Below are 21,645 nucleotides of genomic sequence, written 5' to 3' on the forward strand. Positions count from 1 at the left end.
TGGGAGAGAGCCTGCTCGCGATGGCGGTGTAACAGTCAACAGGGATGTTGGATGTTATGGCCTCATCGCGAGCAGGCTCGCTCCCACAAGGGAAATTGCGGTGTTGGTTAGAGCGGTTGCAAAGGCATGGTCAATTCAACCCGCAACCCATCCGGCCGGCTGTCGAAATGCAGGGTGCAGCCGCACCTTTGGACAATCGCCTGGACAATCGCCAGGCCCAATCCGCAGCCGGTGCTCTGGCCGTTGCGCCAGAAGCGTTGGGTCAGGTGTTGCAGATCGTCTTCGGCAATGCCCGGGCCGTGGTCGCGGACCAGAAAGCGTGCTCGACTGCCAGTGGTTTCCAGGCTCAGTTCCACCGATCCGTCGCCCGGGGTATGGCGCAGGGCGTTGTCCAGCAAGTTGCGCAATGCGGCGATCGACAGCACCGCGGGCATCTGCACCGGGGCATCGGAGAACTTCGCCGGCATGTGCAGCTTGATCCGCCGACGATCACCGCTGGCCGCATCCTGAATCGCCAGTTTCGCCACCTGCTCGGCGCTGCATTGCACCCCGTCGTCGAACGACAGACTGCCCTCGACCCGCGCCAGCAGCAGCAATTGCTCCAGCGTGCGGTGCATGCGGTCGGCGCCCTCTTCTGCCCGTGCCAGGGACTGATCCCGGGCCGCGCCATCAGTCATGCGCGCCACTTGCAGGTGGGTTTTGATTGCGGTCAGGGGGCTGCGTAATTCGTGGGCCGCATCGCCGGTCAGGCGGCGTTCGCGCTCGATGGTCTTGCCGATGCGCTGGAACAGCTGATTCTGGGTGTCCAGCAACGGTTGAAGCTCACTGGGCAGCGGCTGGATCTGCAAGGGTTCGAGCGAATCGGCGCTGCGGCGCATCAAGGCATCGCGCATCCGGTTGAGCGGCGCCAGTCCCTGGCCAATCCCCAGCCACAACAGGCACAGGCAGCCAAGCAACGCCACGCCCACCGGCACCGAAGCGGCCAGCAGGATCGACATGTTCAGCGCCTCACGCTCGATCTGCCGATCCGCCGTGGTAATGCGCAGATCACCGCGAGCCAGGGTGAAGCTGCGCCACGGCGCGCCGTCGATCATCTGATCGTGGAAGCCCATTTTCTCGGCTTCGAGGGTTTGTTGCGGATCGGTGTGACTGCGGGCGAGGATTTCGCCGCGCAACGAACTGACCTGGCAGGCCATGCCACCCGGAATATTCAGTTGTTCGGCGCTGAAATGGGTGCCCTCGCCCTTGCTCGGCAACGCGGGCAATTGTTCCATCAGGCCGGCGACCATGCGCGCCGACGCCACCAGCCGCTGGTCGAGGGAAAACATCATTTGGTTGCGCAGGTCGCTGAGCATCCAGGCTGCGGCCAGGGCCCAGATCAGCGCAAAAGCGGCGCCGAGCGTCAGGCTCAGGCGCAAACGCAAGCTCATCACTTTTTCAATTCCTCTCCACCATCGGCCGGCCCAAGGCGATAACCCAGGCCGCGAACGGTCTCGACAATGCCATTGCCGAGTTTGCGCCGCAGGTGATGGATATGCACGTTGAGGGCGTTGCTTTCCAGCTCGTCGTTGAAACCGTAGACGCTGTCCTTCAGTTGCTCGGTGGACAGCACCCGGCCACGGTTATGCAACAAGGCCTGCAACAGCGACTGCTCACGCCGCGAGAGGTCGACGGACTGACCGCCGAGCATGGTTTCACGGCTGCTCGGGTCGTAAGTCAGACGGCCGTGTTCGATCAGGTTGACGCTGCGTCCCGCCACGCGTCGCAACAAGGTGTGCAGGCGCGCGGCGAGTTCACGCAGGTCGAATGGCTTGAGCAGGTAATCGTCGGCGCCGGCCTGCAAGCCGTCGACGCGGTCGGTGACCGAATCCCGCGCCGTGAGAATCAGCACCGGAATCTCCAGGCCACTGTGGCGCAACTGCTGCAACAGCTTCAGGCCATCTTCATCGGGAAGGCCTAGGTCGAGCACCATGACGTCGAACTCAGCCACCTTGAGCATCGCCCGGGCAGCCGATGCGGTGGCGACGTGCTCGACGGTCAGGCCTTGCGCGGTCAGGCCGGCAACAATGCCGCTGGCAATCAGCTCATCGTCTTCGCAAACCAGTACATGCATGGGAGCTCCCGGAGCAAAAAAAGCCAGTGAAGCAGCTGAGGATTAAGCCGCAATTATGGCAAGGCCTGCCGCTGACGAGAAGCGAAGGCTTTTACTGGCCGTCGTACTGGTTTAAACCAGGCCGTGTTTGATAAAAACCGCAGATTTAAAACAGACACATACAGCCTCATAAAAAACTGATGAGAACCTGTTTGCTCAAGATATTCTGATTCGGCAATCAAACCTCGAAATAACATTTCGAAAGATATGACCCCATTATTTAAAGCAACTTTAACTTGACTGAAAGGATTCAGTTCATGCCAACACTCGAACACTGTATTGCCGTCGATTGGCGCGCAGGAAAAGACAGAATTTATTTCTTCTTCAAAGACACCGACACTTACTCCCGCTTCAACATCGGCGACCAGGAAGTCCCTGCCGGATACCCTGCCCCTGTAAGTGGAAGTTGGGGAACATTCGATAACCACGTCAATAACCTGCGATTTGGCTTTGCCACGACCGGGCTGACACTGGATAAACCGATGGATACCTCTGACCTGGATATCCTGTGGTTGTTCTATTATGACGGCGACACACCGATGGTCTGCGCCTACAACCAGGACACTGATTCGGTCATGCAAACAAGCGCCGTCCGGTCTTCCAAATGGCGTCTGTTGCTGCCTTACTTTGACCGGATCGTTGCGGGGACATGGTGGCAAGTCAATCGCAGCTCATTGTTCCGATTCATCATGAATGACGGCAATTCTCTTTATCTGGACTGGGATGAAGTGCCCCGCGCCCCTCAGCGTGACTACGCAGACGACAAATATGACGACAACCTCTTTAACCCTGTTGAGACACCCGTTCAAACGATAAGACTCGAACCCATCACAGAATCCACGTGGCCAGGTCTGGCGCTTTACAAAGACCGGATTATGACGGCGGCGCAAAACGATCGAACCTTTGCCGACAACTATTTGTATGTTTTTCTGAGCCGCAATCAGTACCTGATCTATAACATCGCGCAAAACCGTCTGGTATCCGGCCCGCATGCAGTAGACAACCAATCCTGGCCAGGCCTGATTTAAACAGTAGCGGCGGTCCTCTGATCAGCTCAGCGGGCAGCAACGGCGGCGGTTAATCATCGGTTAATCGCCGCCTCCCATTGTGCACCTCACTTGCACAGGGATAAGGCTTACCCATGCGTCGACTGTTTCTTTTTTTTGTTCTCTTGATCTCGGGTGTGGCCCAGGCAGGGACCAATCCGTTCGATACCAAACCTGAATTTTTGCCGGTGGAAAAGGCCTTTGTCTTGACCTCCGAGCGCCTCGAATCGGGTGAAACACAGCTCTTTTGGCAAATTACCGACGGTTACTACCTTTACCAGAAGCGCCTGAAATTCGAAGGATTGCCCCCGGAGCAGCAGCCGCCATTACCGGTAGGTGAAGCGCACAGTGACGAGTTCTTCGGCGAACAACAGGTCTATCGCCAAGGCCTGGAGCTGAAGATTCCGGCGGGCGCCACCGGTCAGATCAAGGTGGGCTTCCAGGGCTGTGCCGATGCCGGTTTGTGTTATCCGCCGCAGACTCAGGTCGTGGACCTGGGCGGCAACGTTACGGGTGCAACCAATGAGGCACCGGATCAGGCCCTGGCCAGCGGCCTGCAACAACGGGCGCTGGGCTGGAGTTTGCTGGTGTTCTTCGGTCTGGGCCTGCTGCTGGCCTTCACCCCTTGCTCGTTGCCGATGCTGCCGATTCTGGCCGGGTTGATTGTCGGCAGTGGGGCCACGCCCAAACGTGGCTTTGCGTTGGCGACCAGTTACGTGGTGAGCATGGCGCTGGTGTATGCGGCGATGGGCGTGCTGGCCGCGCTGCTGGGTGCGAACCTTCAGGCGCTGTTGCAGAACCCGTGGCTGCTGGGCAGCTTCGCGGCGATATTTGTCCTGCTGGCGTTACCGATGTTCGGTTTCTTCGAGCTGCAACTGCCGGTGGCGGTGCGTGATCGGCTGGAAAATGTGTCGCGCAATCAGCGTGGTGGCAGTTTGATCGGTGCCGGTGTGCTCGGTGCCTTGTCGGGGCTGCTGGTCGGCCCGTGCATGACCGCGCCACTGGCCGGCGCCCTGCTCTACATCGCGCAAAGCGGCAATGCGCTGCATGGCGGGCTGATTCTGTTCGCCCTGGGCATCGGCATCGGTGTGCCGCTGCTGTTGCTGGTGACCGTGGGCAATCGCTTCCTGCCCAAACCCGGCGCCTGGATGAACCTGCTCAAAGGCGTGTTCGGTTTCCTGTTCCTCGCCACCGCCCTGCTGATGCTGCGCCCGGTGCTGGATCAATCGCTGTGGATCGGTCTGTGCGGCGCCTTGCTGCTGATTGCTGCCTACAGCGCCTGGAAACAGTCGGAAGGCTTCGGCCGCGTCGCCCATCTGTTCGGCGCCAGTGCGCTGTTGCTCGGGATGTGGGGCGGTCTGCTGCTGATCGGCGCCGCCGGGGGCAGTGATGATCTGCTCAAACCGTTGCAGGTCTACAGCGCCTCAGCCTCTTCCAGTCATACCGCTCGCCCGACCGGCCATGAGGCATTCACCACGATCAACAGTCCGCAAGCGCTGCAACAGGAACTGGACGCCGCACAGGCCCAGGGCCAATGGGTGCTGCTGGACTACTACGCCGACTGGTGTGTGTCGTGCAAGGTCATGGAAAAACAGGTCTTCGGCAAAGCTGATGTGATGGAAGCGTTGAGCGATGTGCGCTTGCTACGGCTGGACGTCACCGCCGACAATGCCGCCAGCCGCGAACTGCTCGGCCGCTATAAAGTGCCGGGACCACCGAGTTTTCTGTGGATCGGCGCAGACGGCCAGGAGCGTCGCAGTCATCGCATCACCGGCGAGGTCGATGCCGACACCTTCCTGCAACGCTGGACCACCACCCGAGACGCCCGTTAATGCTGACCTTTACCCTCGGCACCTTTGCCATCGCGCTTAACCATCTGCTGCTGATCAGTGCCCTCGCGCTGGCGACGTTTGTCGGCTGGCGGGTGGCCAAGCGCGGAGGCGAGAATCCCGAGTCGGCGCTGTTCAGCCTGTTTTTACTGGGCATGCTGGCGGCGCGGGTCGGTTTCGTCGGCGTCTACTGGACACACTATCGTAACGATCCGTGGCAAATCATCGACCTGCGCGATGGCGGTTTCCTCGCCTGGCCCGGGGTGATTGTGCTGCTGCTCACCGCGTTGTATCGCGGTTGGCGTCGACCGGGGTTGCGCCGCCCGCTGGGGTTTGGCGTGGCCAGCGGTCTGGCGTTCTGGCTGCTGGCGACTTTCTCCCTGAGTATTTACGAACAAGGCACGCGCCTGCCGGAAATCGCCCTGCGCAATGCCGCCGGCGAAACCGTGCAACTGGCGGACTACAAGGGCGGGCCGCTGGTCATCAATCTCTGGGCCACCTGGTGCCCGCCGTGCCGCCGGGAAATGCCGGTGCTGGAAAACGCCCAGCAACAGCGCCCGGACCTGACCTTCCTGTTCGTCAATCAGGCCGAAAGCATGCAAAGCGTCAGCACTTTCCTCGAAACCCAAGGCCTGAGCCTGACCAACGTGCTGTTCGACGGCAGCGGTCGATTGGGCCAGGCCGTGGGCTCCATGGCATTGCCGACTACGCTGTTCTATAGCCCCGACGGTCGATTGCTGGGCAGCCATTTGGGTGAACTCTCGGATGCCAGCCTGGCCCGCGCCCTGGAAAACTTCGACCCCCCTTCTCCTGCCGTACCGGCCACCTTTTCAAGGAAACTGCCATGCCCCGCCTCCGCCACCTGCTGACGCTGACTCTGGGCGCAGCGTTGCTGCACCTGCCGTCGGTGCAGGCCGCCGAAGAATTGCCTGAAGCGATCAAGAAGATCGAAGCCAAGGGCGCAAAAATCGTCGGTCAGTTCGATGCGCCCGACGGACTGCGCGGGTATGCCGCGCAGTACCAGAACCGCGGCATGGCGCTGTACCTGACCCCGGATGGCAAACATGTGTTGCTGGGCAATCTGTACGACGCCGAGGGCAATGACCTGAGCAGTGCACCGTTGCAGAAACTGGTCTACGCGCCGATGTCCAAGGAAGTCTGGGCCAAGATGGAAGCCAGTAACTGGATCGCCGACGGCAAAAAAGATGCGCCACGCATCGTGTACCTGTTCAGCGACCCGAACTGCCCCTACTGCAACCTGTTCTGGGAACAGGCACGGCCGTGGGTCAATGCCGGCAAAGTGCAGCTGCGGCACATCATGGTCGGGATCATTCGTGAGGACAGCCCGGGCAAATCCGCCGCGCTGCTGGCCGCCAAGGACCCGAGCAAGGCGCTGGAAGATCACGAAAAATCCGGCAAGGGCAGTTCGCTGAAAGCCCTGAAAGACGTGCCGCCGGCGATTCAGGCGAAACTGGCGGCGAACATGCAGTTGATGGAAGACCTGGAACTGCAGGCCACCCCGGCGATTTTCTACATGGACGACAAGGGCGAGCTGCAACAACAGCAAGGCGCGCCTTCGCCGGACAAGTTGGTGAAGATTCTCGGGCCCAAGTAGTTTGCTGCAAAGACTTGGTGACCACACCGGCCCCATCGCGAGCAGGCTCGCGATGGGGCCAGCAAGATCGACTAATTTCTCTCGGCTAAAAACTTCAACAATGCCTCCGTCACAAACGGCGGATTCTCCAGATTGGAGATATGCCCCGCCTCGGGCACCAGCACATACGGGCAACCAATCAACCCGGCCATTTCCTTCGTTTCCGACGGCGGCCGCGGTTTGTCCTGATCGCCACACATCACCAGCGTAGTGTCGGGATTCAGCTCGCCCAGACGTGGCAATAGATCATCCCGCCCAAACGTGATCCGCCCCATCGGCACAATGCTTTCACGCAGACGCTCAGACGGCAACGCCGCCAGTTTCGCGCGGAAATCCTGATACAGCGCCGACTGCGGATCGATCCCCGGACGGAAAAAAATCGGCACCACGATGTCGAGCAGCTGCGGCGCGATCACGCCGGTCTCTTCGATCTGCTTGAACAGCGAGAAATAGTATTGCCGAGTCGGTTCCGGCTCGACACCGACGTAGGTGTCCATCAGCACCAGACCGTTGATCCGTTGTGGCGCCGACAGCGCCAGTCGCACGCCCCACATGCCACCGACCGACAGACCGACCAGCGTGACACGATCAACGTCCAGATGATCGAGCAGCGCCAAGGCCTGGCGGGCGATGTCGTCCAATGACTTCGTGCCTTCGGGAAGTGGGCCGGATTCACCGTGACCCCACAGGTCCAGCGCAATGACCCGATAGTGTTGCGACAACGCAGTAATCTGCGGTGCCCACATGGCCTGGTCCCACAGGTAGCTGCCGGCCAGCAATACGGCCGGGCCGGTGCCTTGATCAATGTAGTGAAGGGCTTGTCCGTCAATCGTTACGAAGGGCATTGACTGTCTCCGTTGTGAAGGGAATTCAAAAAAAAAGCAGAGGCAGCCTGAGCCGGTCCGAAGCGGCAGTCAACGCGCAAATTCGCGCAAATTCGATGACGTCATCGCGAGCAGGCTCGTTCCCACAGGGGGGCTGCGAACACAGATCCATTGTGGGAGCGAGCCTGCTCGCGAAGGGGCCTTCATAGACGCTAGAGAATTACAGCCCCTCCAGCTCCGCCATCAGGTCATTGAGGCGATCCACCTTCTCCTCGGTGATGTCACTCGCCGCCAACCCGTCGATGTACTCGGCCAACTCCGCCACCGTGCTGCACTCGAACATCGCCCGCAACGGCACATCGCGTTGCAGGGCTTTCTGCACCCGCGAAGCGATCTGCGTCGCCAGTAACGAATGCCCGCCCAGTTCGAAGAAGTTGTCCTGCACGCCGACCTTCTCGACCTTCAGCACCTCGGCCCAGATCGCCGCCAGTGTCTGCTCCAGCTCGGTGCGCGGCGCCTGGTAATCCTGGCTCTGCAACTGGCCGATCTCCAGCGCCGGCAGTGCCTTTCGGTCGAGTTTGCCGTTGGCATTGAGCGGCATCCGCTCCAGCCACAACCAGTGCAGCGGCACCATGTATTCCGGCAGTTCGGCGCGCAGACGTTGCTTGATGCGTTCCAGTCGCTCCGTTGGATTGATCAAAGAATCAGCCGCGACCAAATAGCCGACCAGATGCTTGCCGTTCACGCCTTCCTGCACACCGACCGCCGCTTCGCGCACTTCCGGTTGCTCATGCAGACGCGCTTCGATTTCACCCAGTTCGATGCGGTAACCGCGAATCTTCACTTGATGGTCGATACGCCCAACGTATTCCAGCACGCCGTCACTGCGACGTCGGGCCAGGTCGCCGGTGCGATACAGACGATCCCCCGGCGCGCCAAACGGGTTTGGTACAAATACCTGAGCGGTGCGCAACGGGTCGCTGACGTAACCACGCCCGACCCCGGTGCCGGCGACGCACAATTCGCCCACCGCACCCAACGGCACCAACTCCAGCGCGCCATCGAGCAGGTACAAACGGTTGTTGTCGGTCGGCGTACCAATGGGCAGGTAACTGCCACGGGGCGAGGCCATGTCAACGCGGAAGAACGCCACGTCGTCCGAACATTCCGCCGGGCCATAGGCATTCACCAGCCCGATCTGCGGGTAGCGCAGCAGCCATTGATGCGCCAGCTCCGGCGGCATCGCTTCACCGGTCGGCAGCATCCATCGCAGGCCATCGAGGCTCATGCGTTCCTGGGCGAGCATGCCCTGGATCAGCGACGGCACGCTTTCCAGCACCGTAATGTCCTGGGCCGACACATGCGCCAGCAACCCTTGCGGATCGTGGGCGATGGTGTTCGGCACAATGTCCACCCGCGCCCCGAACAGCGGTGCGGCGAGGAACTGCCAGACCGAAATGTCGAAGCTTTGCGAAGCGGTCTGGGCGATCACGTCGATATCACTGAGATTCAGGTACGGCACCTTGCTCAACTGGTTGTTGAGCATGCCGCGCTGTTCGACCATCACGCCTTTTGGCAAACCGGTGGAACCCGAGGTGTAGATCACATAAGCGAGGTTGTCCGGGCCGCTGTAAATCTGCGGATTCGCCACCGATGCAGCGCTCGCCTGCACCTCTTCCCACACCAGCAACTTCGGCCGATTGGCGCAACTGAACGCCTCCAGCAACGCGACCGCCTGTTCCCGACAAGCCTCAGTGCAGACCAGCAACGGCGTGCGGCTCAGGTCGATGATCCGGCTCAGACGCTGACTCGGCAGCCCCGGGTCCAGCGGCAGATAACCTGCGCCAGCCTTGAAGCTGCCGATGATCATGCCGAGCAGATCGAGGTCGCGTTCGGCCAGCAACGCCACCGGTTGATCCAGCCCGACCCCGGCCGCGATCAACGCATGACCGAGGCGGTTGCTGCGCTGGTTCAGTTCGACAAAAGTGTGCTGCTGATCCAGGCAACTGGCGGCAATCCGCTGCGGATGCCGGGCGACCTGCGCCTCAAACAAGGCGACATAGCTCTGCTCCAGCGGGTAATCGTGCTCGCTCTGGTTGCAGCCGTGGATCAGGAAGTCCTGCTCCTCGGCGCCCAGCAAAGGCAAGTCCGCCATGTCGCCATGGAAACCGTCGACCAGCGCCAGCAGCAAACGCTTGAACTCACCGAGCATTCGCTCGACAGTCGATTCGTCGAAATAACGCTGGTCGTAAGACAGGTGCAGCCCCAGGTCATCGCCCGGATAGCAGACCGCCGTCAACGGGAAGTTGGTGTGGGTGCGGCCCGAATCCGACGTGGCATTGAGGCTCTGCGCACGGTCCAGCACCGAGACTTCCACCGGGGCGTTTTCGAACACGAACAGGCTATCGAACAGCGGTTGGCCCTTGGGCAGTTCGCTGTTTTCCTGGATGCTCACCAGCGGCAGGTATTCGTACTCGCGCAGTTGCATGTTGCTGTCGAGCAAACCGCTCAACCACTGGCGCACGCTGCAACGCTGATCGTCCTCGGGCATCTTCACCCGCAGCGCGATGCTGTTGATGAACAGCCCGACGGTGCGCTGCATCTGCGGCATGTCCACCGGACGCCCGGCCACCGTGACGCCGAACAGCACGTCACGATTACCGCTCAAACGCCGTAGCACCAGGGCCCACGCCGCTTGGGCGAAGGTGTTGATGGTCAGTTGATGCGCTTGCGCCAGTTCGCGCAGTTGCGCACCGTCGCGAGCATCAAGCCTTGTGTAGCGGTCGCCGACGATCATGCCACCGCTTTCACCGGCATGTTCACGCAGGAACGGCCGGTCGCTCGGAATCGGCGTGGTCCGTTCGAAACCTTGCAGGTTGGTTTTCCACCACTGTCGCGCTTCGGCCAGGCTCTGGCGTTGCAGCCAGCCAATGTAGTCGCGATAGCGCGGCGGCACAGCCAGCTGCGCTTCCCGGCCTTCGCCGAGGGCGGTGTAGATCTCGAAGAAATCGTTCATCAGCAACGAACGGCACCAGGCATCGATGAGGATGTGGTGGTTGCTCATCATGAACCAGTAACGCGCCGCGCCGACCTTGATCAAGCGCAGGTGGAACGGTGCCTGATTGAGCAGATCGAACCCGGCTTCACGCTCGCTTTTGAGCAACGCTTGCAGTTTCGGCTCTTGCTCGGCATGGGCAATTTCCGTCCAGTCGAGGACCTCGATCGGCGTGCTGCCGGGTTTGTGGATCACTTGCAGCATGTCTTCGCCGACGTTCCAGCAGAACGATGCGCGCAAGGCTTCGTGACGCGCGATCACCGCTTGCCAGGCCTGGGCGAAACGTTGCGGGTCGAGTTCGCTGTTGATGCGGTAGCGATCCTGCATGTAGTAGAGGCCGGTGCCCGGTTCCAGCAAGGTGTGCAGCAGCATGCCTTCCTGCATCGGAGTCAGCGGGTAGACGTCTTCGATGACGGCGGCCGGGATTGGCAACGCGTCGATTTGCGGCTGGGTCAGTTTCGCCAACGGGAAGTCCGACGGCGTCAGGCCTCCCGCATCGTCGCGCAGGCAATGTTCGATCAGGCTTTGCAGTTCGCCAAGATAAGCGTTGGCCAGGTCGGTGATGGCTTGCGGATCGTGGCGTTCGGCGCTGAAGGTCCAGCGCAGCACCAGCTCACCGCCATACACCTGACTGTCGATGCTCAGCTCATTGGGCAGCGGCGCATGGGGATCGTGGGCCGCGCCGACGGGCTCGTCCAGCGGACGGAACAAGGCGTCAGCGCCGAAGCTCTGGTCGAACTGACCGAGGTAGTTGAAGGTGATCGGCGCCACCGGCAATGCGGCCAGGGTCTGACGGCTCAGATCATCGGCCAGGTAACGCAGCACGCCATAACCCAGGCCTTTGTGCGGCACGGCACGCAGTTGTTCCTTGATCGCCTTGATCGAGGCGCCCTGCCCGTTCGCCGGCACAAGGCGTAACGGATAAGCGCTGGTGAACCAGCCGACGGTGCGGGTCAGGTCGATCTCGTCGAACAGGGTTTCGCGGCCGTGGCCTTCGAGTTGAATCAGCGCCGATTCCTCTCCGTTCCAATTGCACAGCACCCGAGCCAACGCGGTCAGCAGCAGGTCGTTGACTTGCGTGCGATAGGCACTCGGCGCCTGTTGCAGCAACTGGCGAGTACGCTCGGCATCGAGGCGCACGCTGACGGTTTGTGCATGCCGGTTCTGCCGCCCGCCCTCAGGACGATCACACGGCAACTCTGCACTCGGCCCGGCCAGTTGCGCCTGCCACCAGCTCAGTTCTTCACGCAGGGATTCGCTGCCGGCATAAGCCTGCAAACGGGCGGACCAATCCTTGAACGCACTGGTTTTCGCCGGCAGTTTGACCGACTGCCCAGCGTCCAGTTGACGGTAGACGGTTTGCAGATCGTCCAGCAGCACCCGCCACGAAACACCGTCCACCACCAGGTGGTGAATGGCGATGAACAGCCGTTGTACGCCCTCGGGACCATCGACCAGCAGCACGCGCATCAGCGGCCCCTGTTCGAGGTCGAGGCTGCGCTGGGCATCGGCGAACAGCGCGGCGCATTTGTCCATGGACGACACTCGCACTTGCCACAGCACCGGCACGTCGGAAATCACCTGATGCTCGGCGCGCCATTGCGCGCCGGTTTGAGTGAATCGCAACCGCAAGGCATCGTGCTGTTCGATCACCGCCAGCAGCGCTTGCTCCAGGCGATGGGGTTCCAGCGCGACGGCCGGCTCCAGCAGCAACGCCTGGTTCCAGTGCTGACGCTCGGGAATGTCAGTGTCGAAGAACCAGTGCTGAATCGGCGTCAGACGCGATTCACCGGTGAGCAGGCCTTGCTCGGCGGTGATCTGCTCGGTGCGGGTGGCCACGGCGGCCAGGGTCTGCACGGTCTGGTGCTGGAACAGGTCACGCGGACTGAAATGAATGCCCTGCTGCCGCGCACGGCTGACCACCTGGATCGACAGAATCGAATCGCCGCCCAGTTCGAAGAAGTTGTCGTTGAGGCCCACTTGCTCGACGTTCAGCACCTCGCACCAGATGCCGGCCAACGTCAGCTCCAGCTCATTGCTTGGCGCCACGTAGTGTTGACGGTTGAGTTCCGGGTCCGGCGCTGGCAAGGCGCGGCGGTCGAGTTTGCCGTTGGCCGTCAGCGGCATGCTGGACAGCAGGATCAGGTGCGTCGGCACCATGTAATCCGGCAGTTGCGATTTGAGGTGATGCTTCAAGGCTTCGCGCAGTGCCGCTTGTTGCGTTTCGTCCTGCTCGGCAACGTCGGTCACCAGATAGCCGACCAGTTGTTTGCCGCTCGGCGCGTCGAGGGCCAGGACCACGGCTTCGCGGATCGACTCATGCTCCAGCAGACGGGTTTCGATCTCGCCTAACTCGATGCGGAAACCGCGAATCTTCACTTGATGGTCGATGCGCCCCAGGTACTCCACCAAGCCATCGGCACGCTGGCGCACCAGGTCACCGGTGCGGTACAGACGCCCGCCATCGGCGGCGAATGGATCCGCCACAAACCGTTCGGCGGTCATGCCTGGTCGCTGGTGATAACCCTGCGCCAGACCGGCGCCACCGACGAACAACTCACCGGTCGCGCCTTGCGGTACCAAGGCCAGGTCGGCATCGAGGATGTAGGCGACCCGCGCGCCGATCACGCTGCCGATCGGCACGCTGGCCAAGCCTTCTTCCAGCTGTTCCGGTGCGAGACTGGCCAATGGCATGACCACGGTTTCGGTCGGGCCGTAGGCGTTGAAAAACAGGCTTGGTTTGAACGCCGCACGGATTCGCGTCAGGTGTTCACCGGTCAGGGCTTCGCCGCCGGTGATGCACATGCGCACCGGGAGGGTTTCGCCCTGGGTCGCCAGCCACTGCGCCAATTGGCTGCCGTAGCTTGGGGTGAAGCCGAGGATGTTGATGTGGTGGCGACGAATGAGCCCGCAGATTTCTTCCGCGTCCCATTGGCCTTGGGCGCGCAGGACAACGTGCGCGCCACTCAACAGCGGCACCAGCAAACGCTCGGTCGCAGCGTCGAAGTTGATCGAATAAAAATGCAGCTCGCAATCGTCCGGGCGCATGCCGAAGCGCTCAATGACTGCTTGGCAATGCATGGCGATTTCACCGTGGGATACCACCACGCCTTTCGGTTTGCCGGTGGAGCCCGAGGTGTAAATCAGGTACGCCTGATGTTGCGGGAAGGTGATAAACGGCAGTTCGGTGGCCGGGTAATGGGCCAACTCGGCGGCGTCCTCTTCGAGGCACCAACGGCCGACGCTGGCCGGCAATTCACCGAGCGCGTCGAACATAGCCGCATCGCTGAGCAGCAAACCGATGCCGCTGTCTTCGATCATGTAGTGCAGGCGATCAAGCGGGTATTCCGGGTCCAGCGGCACGTAAGCGCCGCCGGCCTTGAGGATCGCCAGCAAGCCGACGACCATTTCCAGCGAACGCTCAAGCGCCAGGCCGACACGAACCTGCGGGCCGACACCGCGCTCGCGGAGCATCCAGGCCAGGCGATTGGCGCGGCTGTCGAGTTCGGCGTAGCTCAGGGTTTCACCCGCAAACGTCAACGCCGGTGCGTCTTTGCGGGCAAGGGCCTGCTCGCTGAACAGGTGATGAATGCATTGATCGAGGCGATGCTCGCCCGGTTCGACGCCAAGGCTGTCCAACAGCTTTTGCTGCTCGCCGGCTTCGAGCAACGGCAGCTCACTGAGGCGCTGTTGCGGATCGGTCAGCAGCGCTTCCAGCAGATTGCGCCAGTGCCCGGCCATGCGCGCAATGCGCGGTTCATCGAACAAATCGGTGCTGTAGGTCAGGCAGCAACCCAGTCGATGATCGAGGTCGGTGACTTCCAGGTTGAGGTCGAACTTGGTCGCCCGGGCATCGTTGGCCAGGTACTCGACGGTCATGCCGGCCAGGGTGCGGCTTTGCTGGAATTCCCAGCGCTGCACGTTGCACATCACCTGGAACAGCGGGTTGTAAGCGGCGCTGCGCGGTGGCTGCAACGCTTCTACCAAGTGATCGAATGGCAAGTCCTGATGGGACTGGCCTTCGATCACCGTGTGGCGCACCTGCTCGAACAATTCACCGACGGACATCTGCCCGTCGAGCTGGCAACGCAACACCTGGGTATTGAGGAACGCACCGATCAGCCCTTCGCTTTCCGGGCGAATCCGGTTAGCCACCGGCGCGCCAATGCGCAGGTCGTTCTGGCCGCTGTAGCGGTAAAGCAGCACGGCCAGCGCGGCGGTCATGGTCATGAACAGGGTCAGACCGTTTTGCGCGTTGAAAGCGCGCACCCGTGCGGCGAGGTCATCGCTCAGGTCGAAACGGAACAGTTCGCCCTGATGGCTTTGTACCGGCGGACGCGGACGGTCGGCCGGCAATTCCAGCAACGGATGTTCGCGGCCCAGTTGCGCGGTCCAGTAGTCGAGCTGGCGTTGGCGCTCGCCGGACTCCAGCCACTGGCGCTGCCAGACGCTGTAATCCAGGTATTGCACCGGCAGCGGTGCCAGCGGCGATTCGCGGTCGTCGACGAACGCTTCGTACAGCGCGCTGAGTTCCCGGGCGAAGATGTCCATCGCCCAGCCTTCGGTGACGATGTGGTGCAAAGTCAGCACCAGGTAGTGTTCGTGCTCGGCGGTCTTGACCAGACACGCGCGCAGCAGCGGACCGGTTTCCAGGTCGAACGGTTTATGCGCCTCATCGTCAGCCAGTTGCTGCACCCGTTGCTCGCGGCTGTCGGCCTCCAGCGCCGAGAAGTCCTTCCAGTCCATGCGCATGCCGGTTTGCGCATGCACCTGTTGCCGGGCCACGCCGTCGATGCTCGGGAACGTGGTGCGCAGGGTTTCGTGACGCATGATCAGCGCTTGCAACGCCGCTTCGAAACGCCCGACATCGAGTACACCGCGCAGCCGCGCCATACCGCCAACGTTGTAGGCCGGACTGTCCGGCTCCATTTGCCAGAGGAACCACATGCGTTGCTGGGAATACGACAGCGGCACCGGTTGGTTGCGGTCGACTTTCTCGATCGGCGGTTGTTGGTTGGTCTTGCCGCTGGCCTGGATCAGTTGAACCTGTTCGGCGAACGCCCCCAGCTCACTGTTTTCGAACAGCGCCCGCAGCGGCAACTCGACGTCGCAGGCCTGACGGGTACGGGAAATGATTTGCGTGGCCAGCAACGAATGACCGCCGAGGGCGAAGAAATCGTCACGCAGGCCGATCTGCGCAAGGCCGAGCACTTCGCGCCAGATGCCGGCGATTTGCTGCTCCAGCGCAGTGACCGGCTCGACGTGTTCGCGCACTTGCCATTGCGGTTCGGGCAAGGCACGACGGTCGAGTTTGCCGCTTGGGCTCAAGGGCATTTCGTCCAGCCGCATCAGCTGCGCCGGGACCATGTATTCCGGCAATTCGGCCGCCAGCGCGGCTTTCAGGCGTGCGGATTGAACACCAACCTCTTCAATGGAATCGGTGGCGGTGTAGTAACCGATCAACTGGCCACCGGCTGCCGTTTCGCGCACCAGCACCACGGCTTGGGCAATGCCCTCCTGGGCCAGCAAACGGGCTTCGATTTCTTCGGGTTCGACACGGAAGCCGCGCAGTTTGACCTGCTGATCGAGACGACCGAGGTATTCGATCACGCCATCGGTGCTCCAGCGCGCACGGTCGCCGGTGCGGTACAGACGCGCGCCCTGCTCGCCCAGTGGATCGACGACAAAACGTTCAGCGGTCAGCCCCGGACGGCCCAGATAGCCACGGGCCAGGCCGATGCCGCTGATGCACAGTTCACCCGGCACACCGGCCGGCACTGGATTGAGGTCGCTGTCGAGTACACGGCACACCACGTTGCCCAACGGGCGGCCAATCGGCGAGCGCTCGCCATCGGCGCGGGTGCAGTGCCAATGGGTGACGTTGATTGCAGTTTCGGTCGGACCGTAGCGGTTGTGCAGTTGCACGGCCGGCAACTGTTGCAGCACGCGGTTGCGCAGTTCGGCGGGCAAGGCTTCGCCACCGGAGAACACGCGGCGCAGGCTGGTGCATTCGGCGGTCAGCGGCTCATCAATGAACAACGAAAGCAGTGGCGGTACGAAGTGCAGCGTGGTCACGCCGTATTGCTGAACCAGCTGAGCGATGCGATGCGGATCGCGGTGCTCGCCAGGGCCGGCGATCAGCAAACGGGCGCCGGTGATCAATGGCCAGAAGCATTCCCACACCGACACGTCGAAACTGATCGGGGCTTTTTGCATCAGCACGTCGGTGTCGTTCAAAGCGTAGGTGTTCTGCATCCATTGCAGGCGCTCGGCGAGCGCCGCGTGGGTGTTGCCGACACCCTTCGGCTGGCCGGTGGAACCGGAGGTGTAAATCACGTAGGCGAGGTTGTCGCCATGCAGATGCAAACCCGGCGCCTGGCTTGGCCAGTTCTCCAGATGCAGCGCATCCATGGCGATCACGCTGACGCCGTCGGTGGCCGGCAGGCGTTCGAGCAACTGGGTCTGGGTCAGCAGCAACTCGACGCCGCTGTCGCTGAGCATGTAGGCCAGGCGCTCGGCCGGGTAATCCGGGTCCAGCGGCACATAGGCGCCACCGGCCTTGATGATCGCCAGCAGACCGATCAGCAATTGCGGCGAACGCTCGGCGGCGATGGCCACGCAGACGTCCGGGCCGACGCCTTTGTCGCGCAGGTAATGGGCCAGGCGGTTGGCCTGGGTATGCAGTTCGGCGAAATCGAGGGCGCCGCCGTCCCAGATCAGCGCGGTGCGTTCCGGGGTCTGGCGCGCTTGCTCATTGAGCATTTCCGGCAACCATTGGCTGGCCGGTGTGCACGGCGCGGCGCTCCAGGACGTTTGTTGGTCGAGTTCGCTTGCGCTCAGCAGTGGCAGGTCGCCGATGGCGGCGGACGGTTGCTCGCAAATGGCTCGCAGCAGGTGGCTGAAATGCTCGGCCAGACGTTCGATGGTCGTCGCGTCGAACAGTTCGCTGGCGTAGTCGAAGGACAGGCTCAGGCGACCCCTCTGGTCTTCCTCGCTGTGCAGTTGCAGGTCGAACTTGGCTTCGCGGCTGTGCCATGGCAGTTCTTCAGCGAGCAATCCAGGCAGACGACGCAGTGCGCTCAAATCCCGCTGCTGGTGGTTGAACATCACCTGGAACAGGCCTTGTTCGCGCGCTTGCGGGAAGGCTTCGAGCAGTTGCTCGAACGGCAGATCCTGATGCGCTTGTGCACCCAGCGCGGCCTGGCGGGTTTGCGCCAACAGCTCCACGAATGACAGGCGCGAATCCACCTCGGCACGCAGCACCTGGGTGTTGATGAAGAAGCCGATCAGCCCTTGGGTTTCCAGGCGCGGACGGTTGGCATTCGGCACGCCGATGCGGATGTCGCGCTGGCCGCTGTAGCGGTGCAACAGGCTCTGGAACGCGGAGAGCAACAGCATGAACGGCGTCGATTCATGCGCCTGGGCGGTCTGGCGAATGGCATCGCTCAAGGTCGCGGCGAGCTTTATCGAATGGCGAGCAGCACTGTGAATGTGCTGCGCCGAGCGCGGGTGATCGGTGGCCAGATTCAGCGTTGGATGCTCTTCGCCCAGCTGCTCTTTCCAGTAGGCGAGTTGACGCTCGCCCTCCCCTTGCGCCAGCCATTGACGCTGCCAGCTGCCGTAGTCGGCGTATTGGGTCGGCAAAGCGCAAAACGTGGCTTTTTGTCCCTGGCAGGCAGCCGCGTACAGGCGCGAGAACTCGTCGATCAGCACATTCAGCGACCAACCATCGGCGATGATGTGATGCATCGTCACCAGCAGTTGATGGTCCTCGTCGTCGAGGCGCACCAGCGTCACCCACAGCAGTGGGCCTTTCTCCAGATCAAACTGGGTGCGGGCTTCGTCCTCACGGATTTGCAGCGCACGGGCTTCACGCTCGGCGGCGGGCAGGTCGCTGATGTCGATCAATTGAAGGTTGAAGTCGCCCGCCGCATCGACCTGTTGCAGCGCCACGCCGTCCCGTTCGAAGAACCGTGTGCGCAGGGATTCATGACGCTCGATCAGTTGCTGGAAACTGGCGCGCAAGGCGTCTTCGTCCAGCTCGCCACGCAGGCGCAAGGCCCCGGGAATGTTGTAGGCGCTGCTGTGCGGGTCGAGTTGCCAGGTAATCCAGAGGCGGTTTTGCGCCAGGGATTGCGGCATCGGTTCGTTGCGCGACAGCGAGGTGATCGCGCCCTGAGCCAGGCCGCCATCCTGTTGCAGCTGAGCGACAGCGGCGGTGAAGGTGCCGAGGGTTGGCGCTTCGAACAGCAGGCGCAGGTTCAGCTCCAGTCCGAGTGTTTCACGCAGTCGCGCAACCACTTGAGTGGCGGCGATGGAATTGCCACCGAGCAAGAAGAAGTGATCGTCGGCGCCGACCTGTTTGACCTGCAGTTGTTCGCTCCAGATCTGGCCAATCAAGGCTTGCAGCTCAGAACTTGATTCGGCTTTGGCTTCGCTCTGAACATCTGCCGACGGGAACAGCGCATAGCTGTCGAGGCTGCCGTCCGCCAGGCGATTGCGGCAGGCCGAACGTTGCAGTTTGCCGCTGGAGGTTTTGGGCAATGCGCCCGGATTGAGTAGCACCACCACGCTCGGCGCTTCCTGATACGCCTCGGCCACCGCCTGGCGGATGGCTTTGATCAACGCGTCGGGCGGGAGGATTTTCTGCACGCTGCGGCTGATTTCCGCGGCGATGCCGATGCCTTCCTGACCGTCGATATTGACCGCAAAAGCGGCAACGCGACCTTTGCGCACCACTTCCACTTCGCGTTCGACGGTCTGTTCGATGTCTTGCGGGTACAGGTTGTGACCGCGAACGATCAGCATGTCCTTCAGGCGCCCGGTGATGAACAGCTCACCGTCACGCATGAAACCCAGGTCGCCCGTGCGCAGCCAGGTCCGATCGTTGTGCTGAACGAAGGTTTTGGCGCTGGCCTCAGGGTTGCGCCAGTAGCCATGGGCGATGCTTGGCCCGGCGGCCCAGACTTCGCCGACCGCGTTGTCGGCCAGTTCATTGACCGCGACCGGGTCGACGATCAGCACCTCATGGTCCGGCTGACTGATGCCGCAACTCATGATCGCGCTGCCTTCGCCAGGCTCTGCGCGGTTTTGGGCCAAGGCGTGATCGTCCACGCGCAGGTTGCCGATGCCCTGCCCGCGCGGGGTTCCGGCGACAAACAAGGTGGCTTCGGCCAACCCGTAGGACGCCATGAAACTGTCGGTGGTGAAACCGCACACCGCGAACTTTTCGCCGAAGCGATCGAGGGTGTCGAGACGAATCGGTTCAGAGCCGGAATACGCCACGCGCCAGCCGCTCAGGTCGAGGCGCTCCAGCGCTGATTCGCTGACGCGCTCGCTGCACAGGCGATAGGCGAAATCCGGGCCGCCGCTGATGGTGCCGCCGTATTCACTGATCGCTTCCAGCCAGCGCAATGGCCGCCCGAGGAAATAGGCCGGCGACATCAATACGCACGGCACGCCGCTGAAAATCGGCTGCAACAGCCCGCCGATCAGGCCCATGTCGTGGTACAGCGGCAGCCAGCTGACGATCACATCATCCGGGTTCAGGTCGATGCCGAAGCCATGACGGATCAGCAGTTCATTGGCCACCAGGTTGCCGTGGCTGACTTGCACCCCTTTGGGCAACGCGGTGGAACCGGAGGTGTATTGCAGGAAGGCGATGTGGTCGTCGGCCAGGTTCGGCGCGATCCAGCGGTCGGCCAGGGCACCTTCGAGAGTGTCGACACACAGCAGCGGCGGCGCACCTTCAATCTGCAGCAAGGCGTCGCGCAGGCCGGCGCTGGTCAGCAGCAAGCGCGGCTCGGCATCGCTGATGATCGACAGCAGACGTTCCTGGTGATGACGTTTAGCCGACTCCGGCGGATAAGCCGGCACCGCGATCACCCCGGCGTACAGGCAACCAAAAAATGCCGCGACATAATCCGGACCACTCGGGAACAGCAGCACGGCGCGATCGCCGAATTCAGCTTCGGCCTGCAACGCACCGGCAATGGTTCGCGCCCGCTGATCCAGCTCGCGATAACTGAGGACCACCGCCTGATCCGGGGTGTCGGCGAGAAAACGCAAGGCCACCCGGTCCGGCGTCAGGGCCGCGCGGCGCTGGAGGGCTTGGACCAGATTGCTTGGGAGTTCGAACGCGTCGGTCATGAGGTTTCCTGCCTGAATTCGGCTTGCAAATGGAATCGGTTTTCTTACGTCACGCCCATTAAAGGGCATGCAGGACGCGGTCTTCGCCGACTGCGCAAGGCATTGGGAATGCTGTTTTGGCCGGGATTGACCCGGCACCTTTCACCAATGAGAACGGATGGCGTCTTGAAATAATTAGTCGGCAGGCTTGATCGCCAGCGGGGCCAAGTGCTGCAAGCGAGTGCGGCAGCGTGTCGCAGTTCTCACTCTGCACCGTTGAGGAGCATTAGTTCTCTTTCTCAATTGACAATCATTATCATTCAGCATAATTTGTCGCTCGATGTGTAGGACGCCCCCCCTCGGCCTCCCACCCAACCTATTGGCAGCAAGGTGATTTCCATGACGGAACAAGTATCCACAAGCAGGTGCGATTCACCGCTACTTCAGGCCTTTGTCGACAACCGACTGATTCTGGTCAAGATTGCAGCGCGAATTACCGGCTGCCGGTCGCGTGCTGAAGACGTGGTCCAGGATGCGTTTTTCCGACTGCAATCGGCGCCGCAAATCACGTCATCCTTCAAGGCTCAGCTCAGTTATCTGTTCCAGATCGTGCGCAACCTGGCGATCGACCACTATCGCAAGCAGGCGCTGGAGCAGAAATACTCCGGCCCGGAAGAGGAAGGTCTGAACGTGGTGATTCAGGGTGCTTCGCCGGAAACCTCGCACATCAATTTCTCGACCCTGGAAAACATCGCCGATGCGCTGACGGAGCTGCCGAGCCGCACCCGCTACGCCTTCGAGATGTACCGCCTGCACGGCGTGCCGCAAAAGGACATCGCCAAGGAACTCGGCGTCTCGCCGACCCTGGTGAACTTCATGATTCGCGATGCGCTGGTGCACTGCCGCAAGGTGTCGGGCAATCGCGTGGATACCTTTGCCCGTCGTTGAATCTGGAAT

At 61.8% G+C, this 21,645-nt stretch carries 9 protein-coding genes; 5 read left to right on the forward strand and 4 right to left on the reverse strand.

What is annotated here, in order from left to right:
- Positions 1–107: 107 nt before the first annotated feature.
- Together K0F88_RS12770 and K0F88_RS12775 are read right to left on the reverse strand one after the other, a co-directional pair.
- Positions 108–1,433, reverse strand: coding sequence for an ATP-binding protein (locus K0F88_RS12770; RefSeq protein WP_219095282.1), 1,326 nt, complete (start codon positions 1,431–1,433; stop codon positions 108–110).
- Entirely contained in the window at positions 1,430–2,113 is a 684-nt protein-coding gene (locus K0F88_RS12775; protein WP_094468309.1) for a response regulator, read from the reverse strand. Before K0F88_RS12775 ends, K0F88_RS12770 begins: the two co-directional genes overlap by 4 nt.
- A 296-nt stretch (positions 2,114–2,409) precedes the next feature.
- On the opposite strand from K0F88_RS12775, the gene K0F88_RS12780 reads away from it, so the two are divergent.
- The 4 genes from K0F88_RS12780 (at position 2,410) to dsbG (ending at position 6,642) form a co-directional block, all read left to right on the forward strand.
- Positions 2,410–3,180, forward strand: coding sequence for a hypothetical protein (locus K0F88_RS12780; protein WP_219095283.1), 771 nt, complete (start codon positions 2,410–2,412; stop codon positions 3,178–3,180).
- Between the two features lie 113 nt (positions 3,181–3,293).
- A complete protein-coding gene (dsbD, locus tag K0F88_RS12785) occupies positions 3,294–5,030 on the forward strand; it encodes a protein-disulfide reductase DsbD (RefSeq protein ID WP_219095284.1) in 1,737 nt (578 codons plus the stop codon).
- A complete protein-coding gene (locus tag K0F88_RS12790; protein ID WP_219095285.1) occupies positions 5,030–5,896 on the forward strand; it encodes a TlpA disulfide reductase family protein in 867 nt (288 codons plus the stop codon). The genes dsbD and K0F88_RS12790 overlap by 1 nt, the downstream gene beginning before the upstream one ends.
- Positions 5,872–6,642, forward strand: coding sequence for a thiol:disulfide interchange protein DsbG (gene dsbG / locus K0F88_RS12795; protein ID WP_219095286.1), 771 nt, complete (start codon positions 5,872–5,874; stop codon positions 6,640–6,642). The genes K0F88_RS12790 and dsbG overlap by 25 nt, the downstream gene beginning before the upstream one ends.
- 71 nt (positions 6,643–6,713) lie before the next feature.
- Here dsbG and K0F88_RS12800 read toward each other — a convergent pair whose 3' ends face one another.
- Both K0F88_RS12800 and K0F88_RS12805 read right to left on the reverse strand, forming a co-directional pair.
- Complete coding sequence (locus K0F88_RS12800; protein ID WP_094468314.1) at positions 6,714–7,526, reverse strand: alpha/beta fold hydrolase; 813 nt, start codon at positions 7,524–7,526, stop codon at positions 6,714–6,716.
- Between the two features lie 199 nt (positions 7,527–7,725).
- On the reverse strand, positions 7,726–20,709 hold the full coding sequence (locus tag K0F88_RS12805) for a non-ribosomal peptide synthetase (protein ID WP_219095287.1): 12,984 nt from the start codon (positions 20,707–20,709) through the stop codon (positions 7,726–7,728).
- A gap of 378 nt (positions 20,710–21,087) precedes the next feature.
- Here K0F88_RS12805 and K0F88_RS12810 point away from each other — a divergent pair, with 378 nt between their 5' ends.
- Positions 21,088–21,636: an RNA polymerase factor sigma-70 gene (locus K0F88_RS12810; protein WP_010461205.1), complete on the forward strand. Its 549-nt coding sequence runs from the start codon at positions 21,088–21,090 to the stop codon at positions 21,634–21,636.
- Positions 21,637–21,645 lie beyond the last annotated feature (9 nt).

This window comes from Pseudomonas sp. UMAB-40 (genome assembly GCF_900095275.1).
Lineage (GTDB): Bacteria > Pseudomonadota > Gammaproteobacteria > Pseudomonadales > Pseudomonadaceae > Aquipseudomonas > Aquipseudomonas mandelii_B.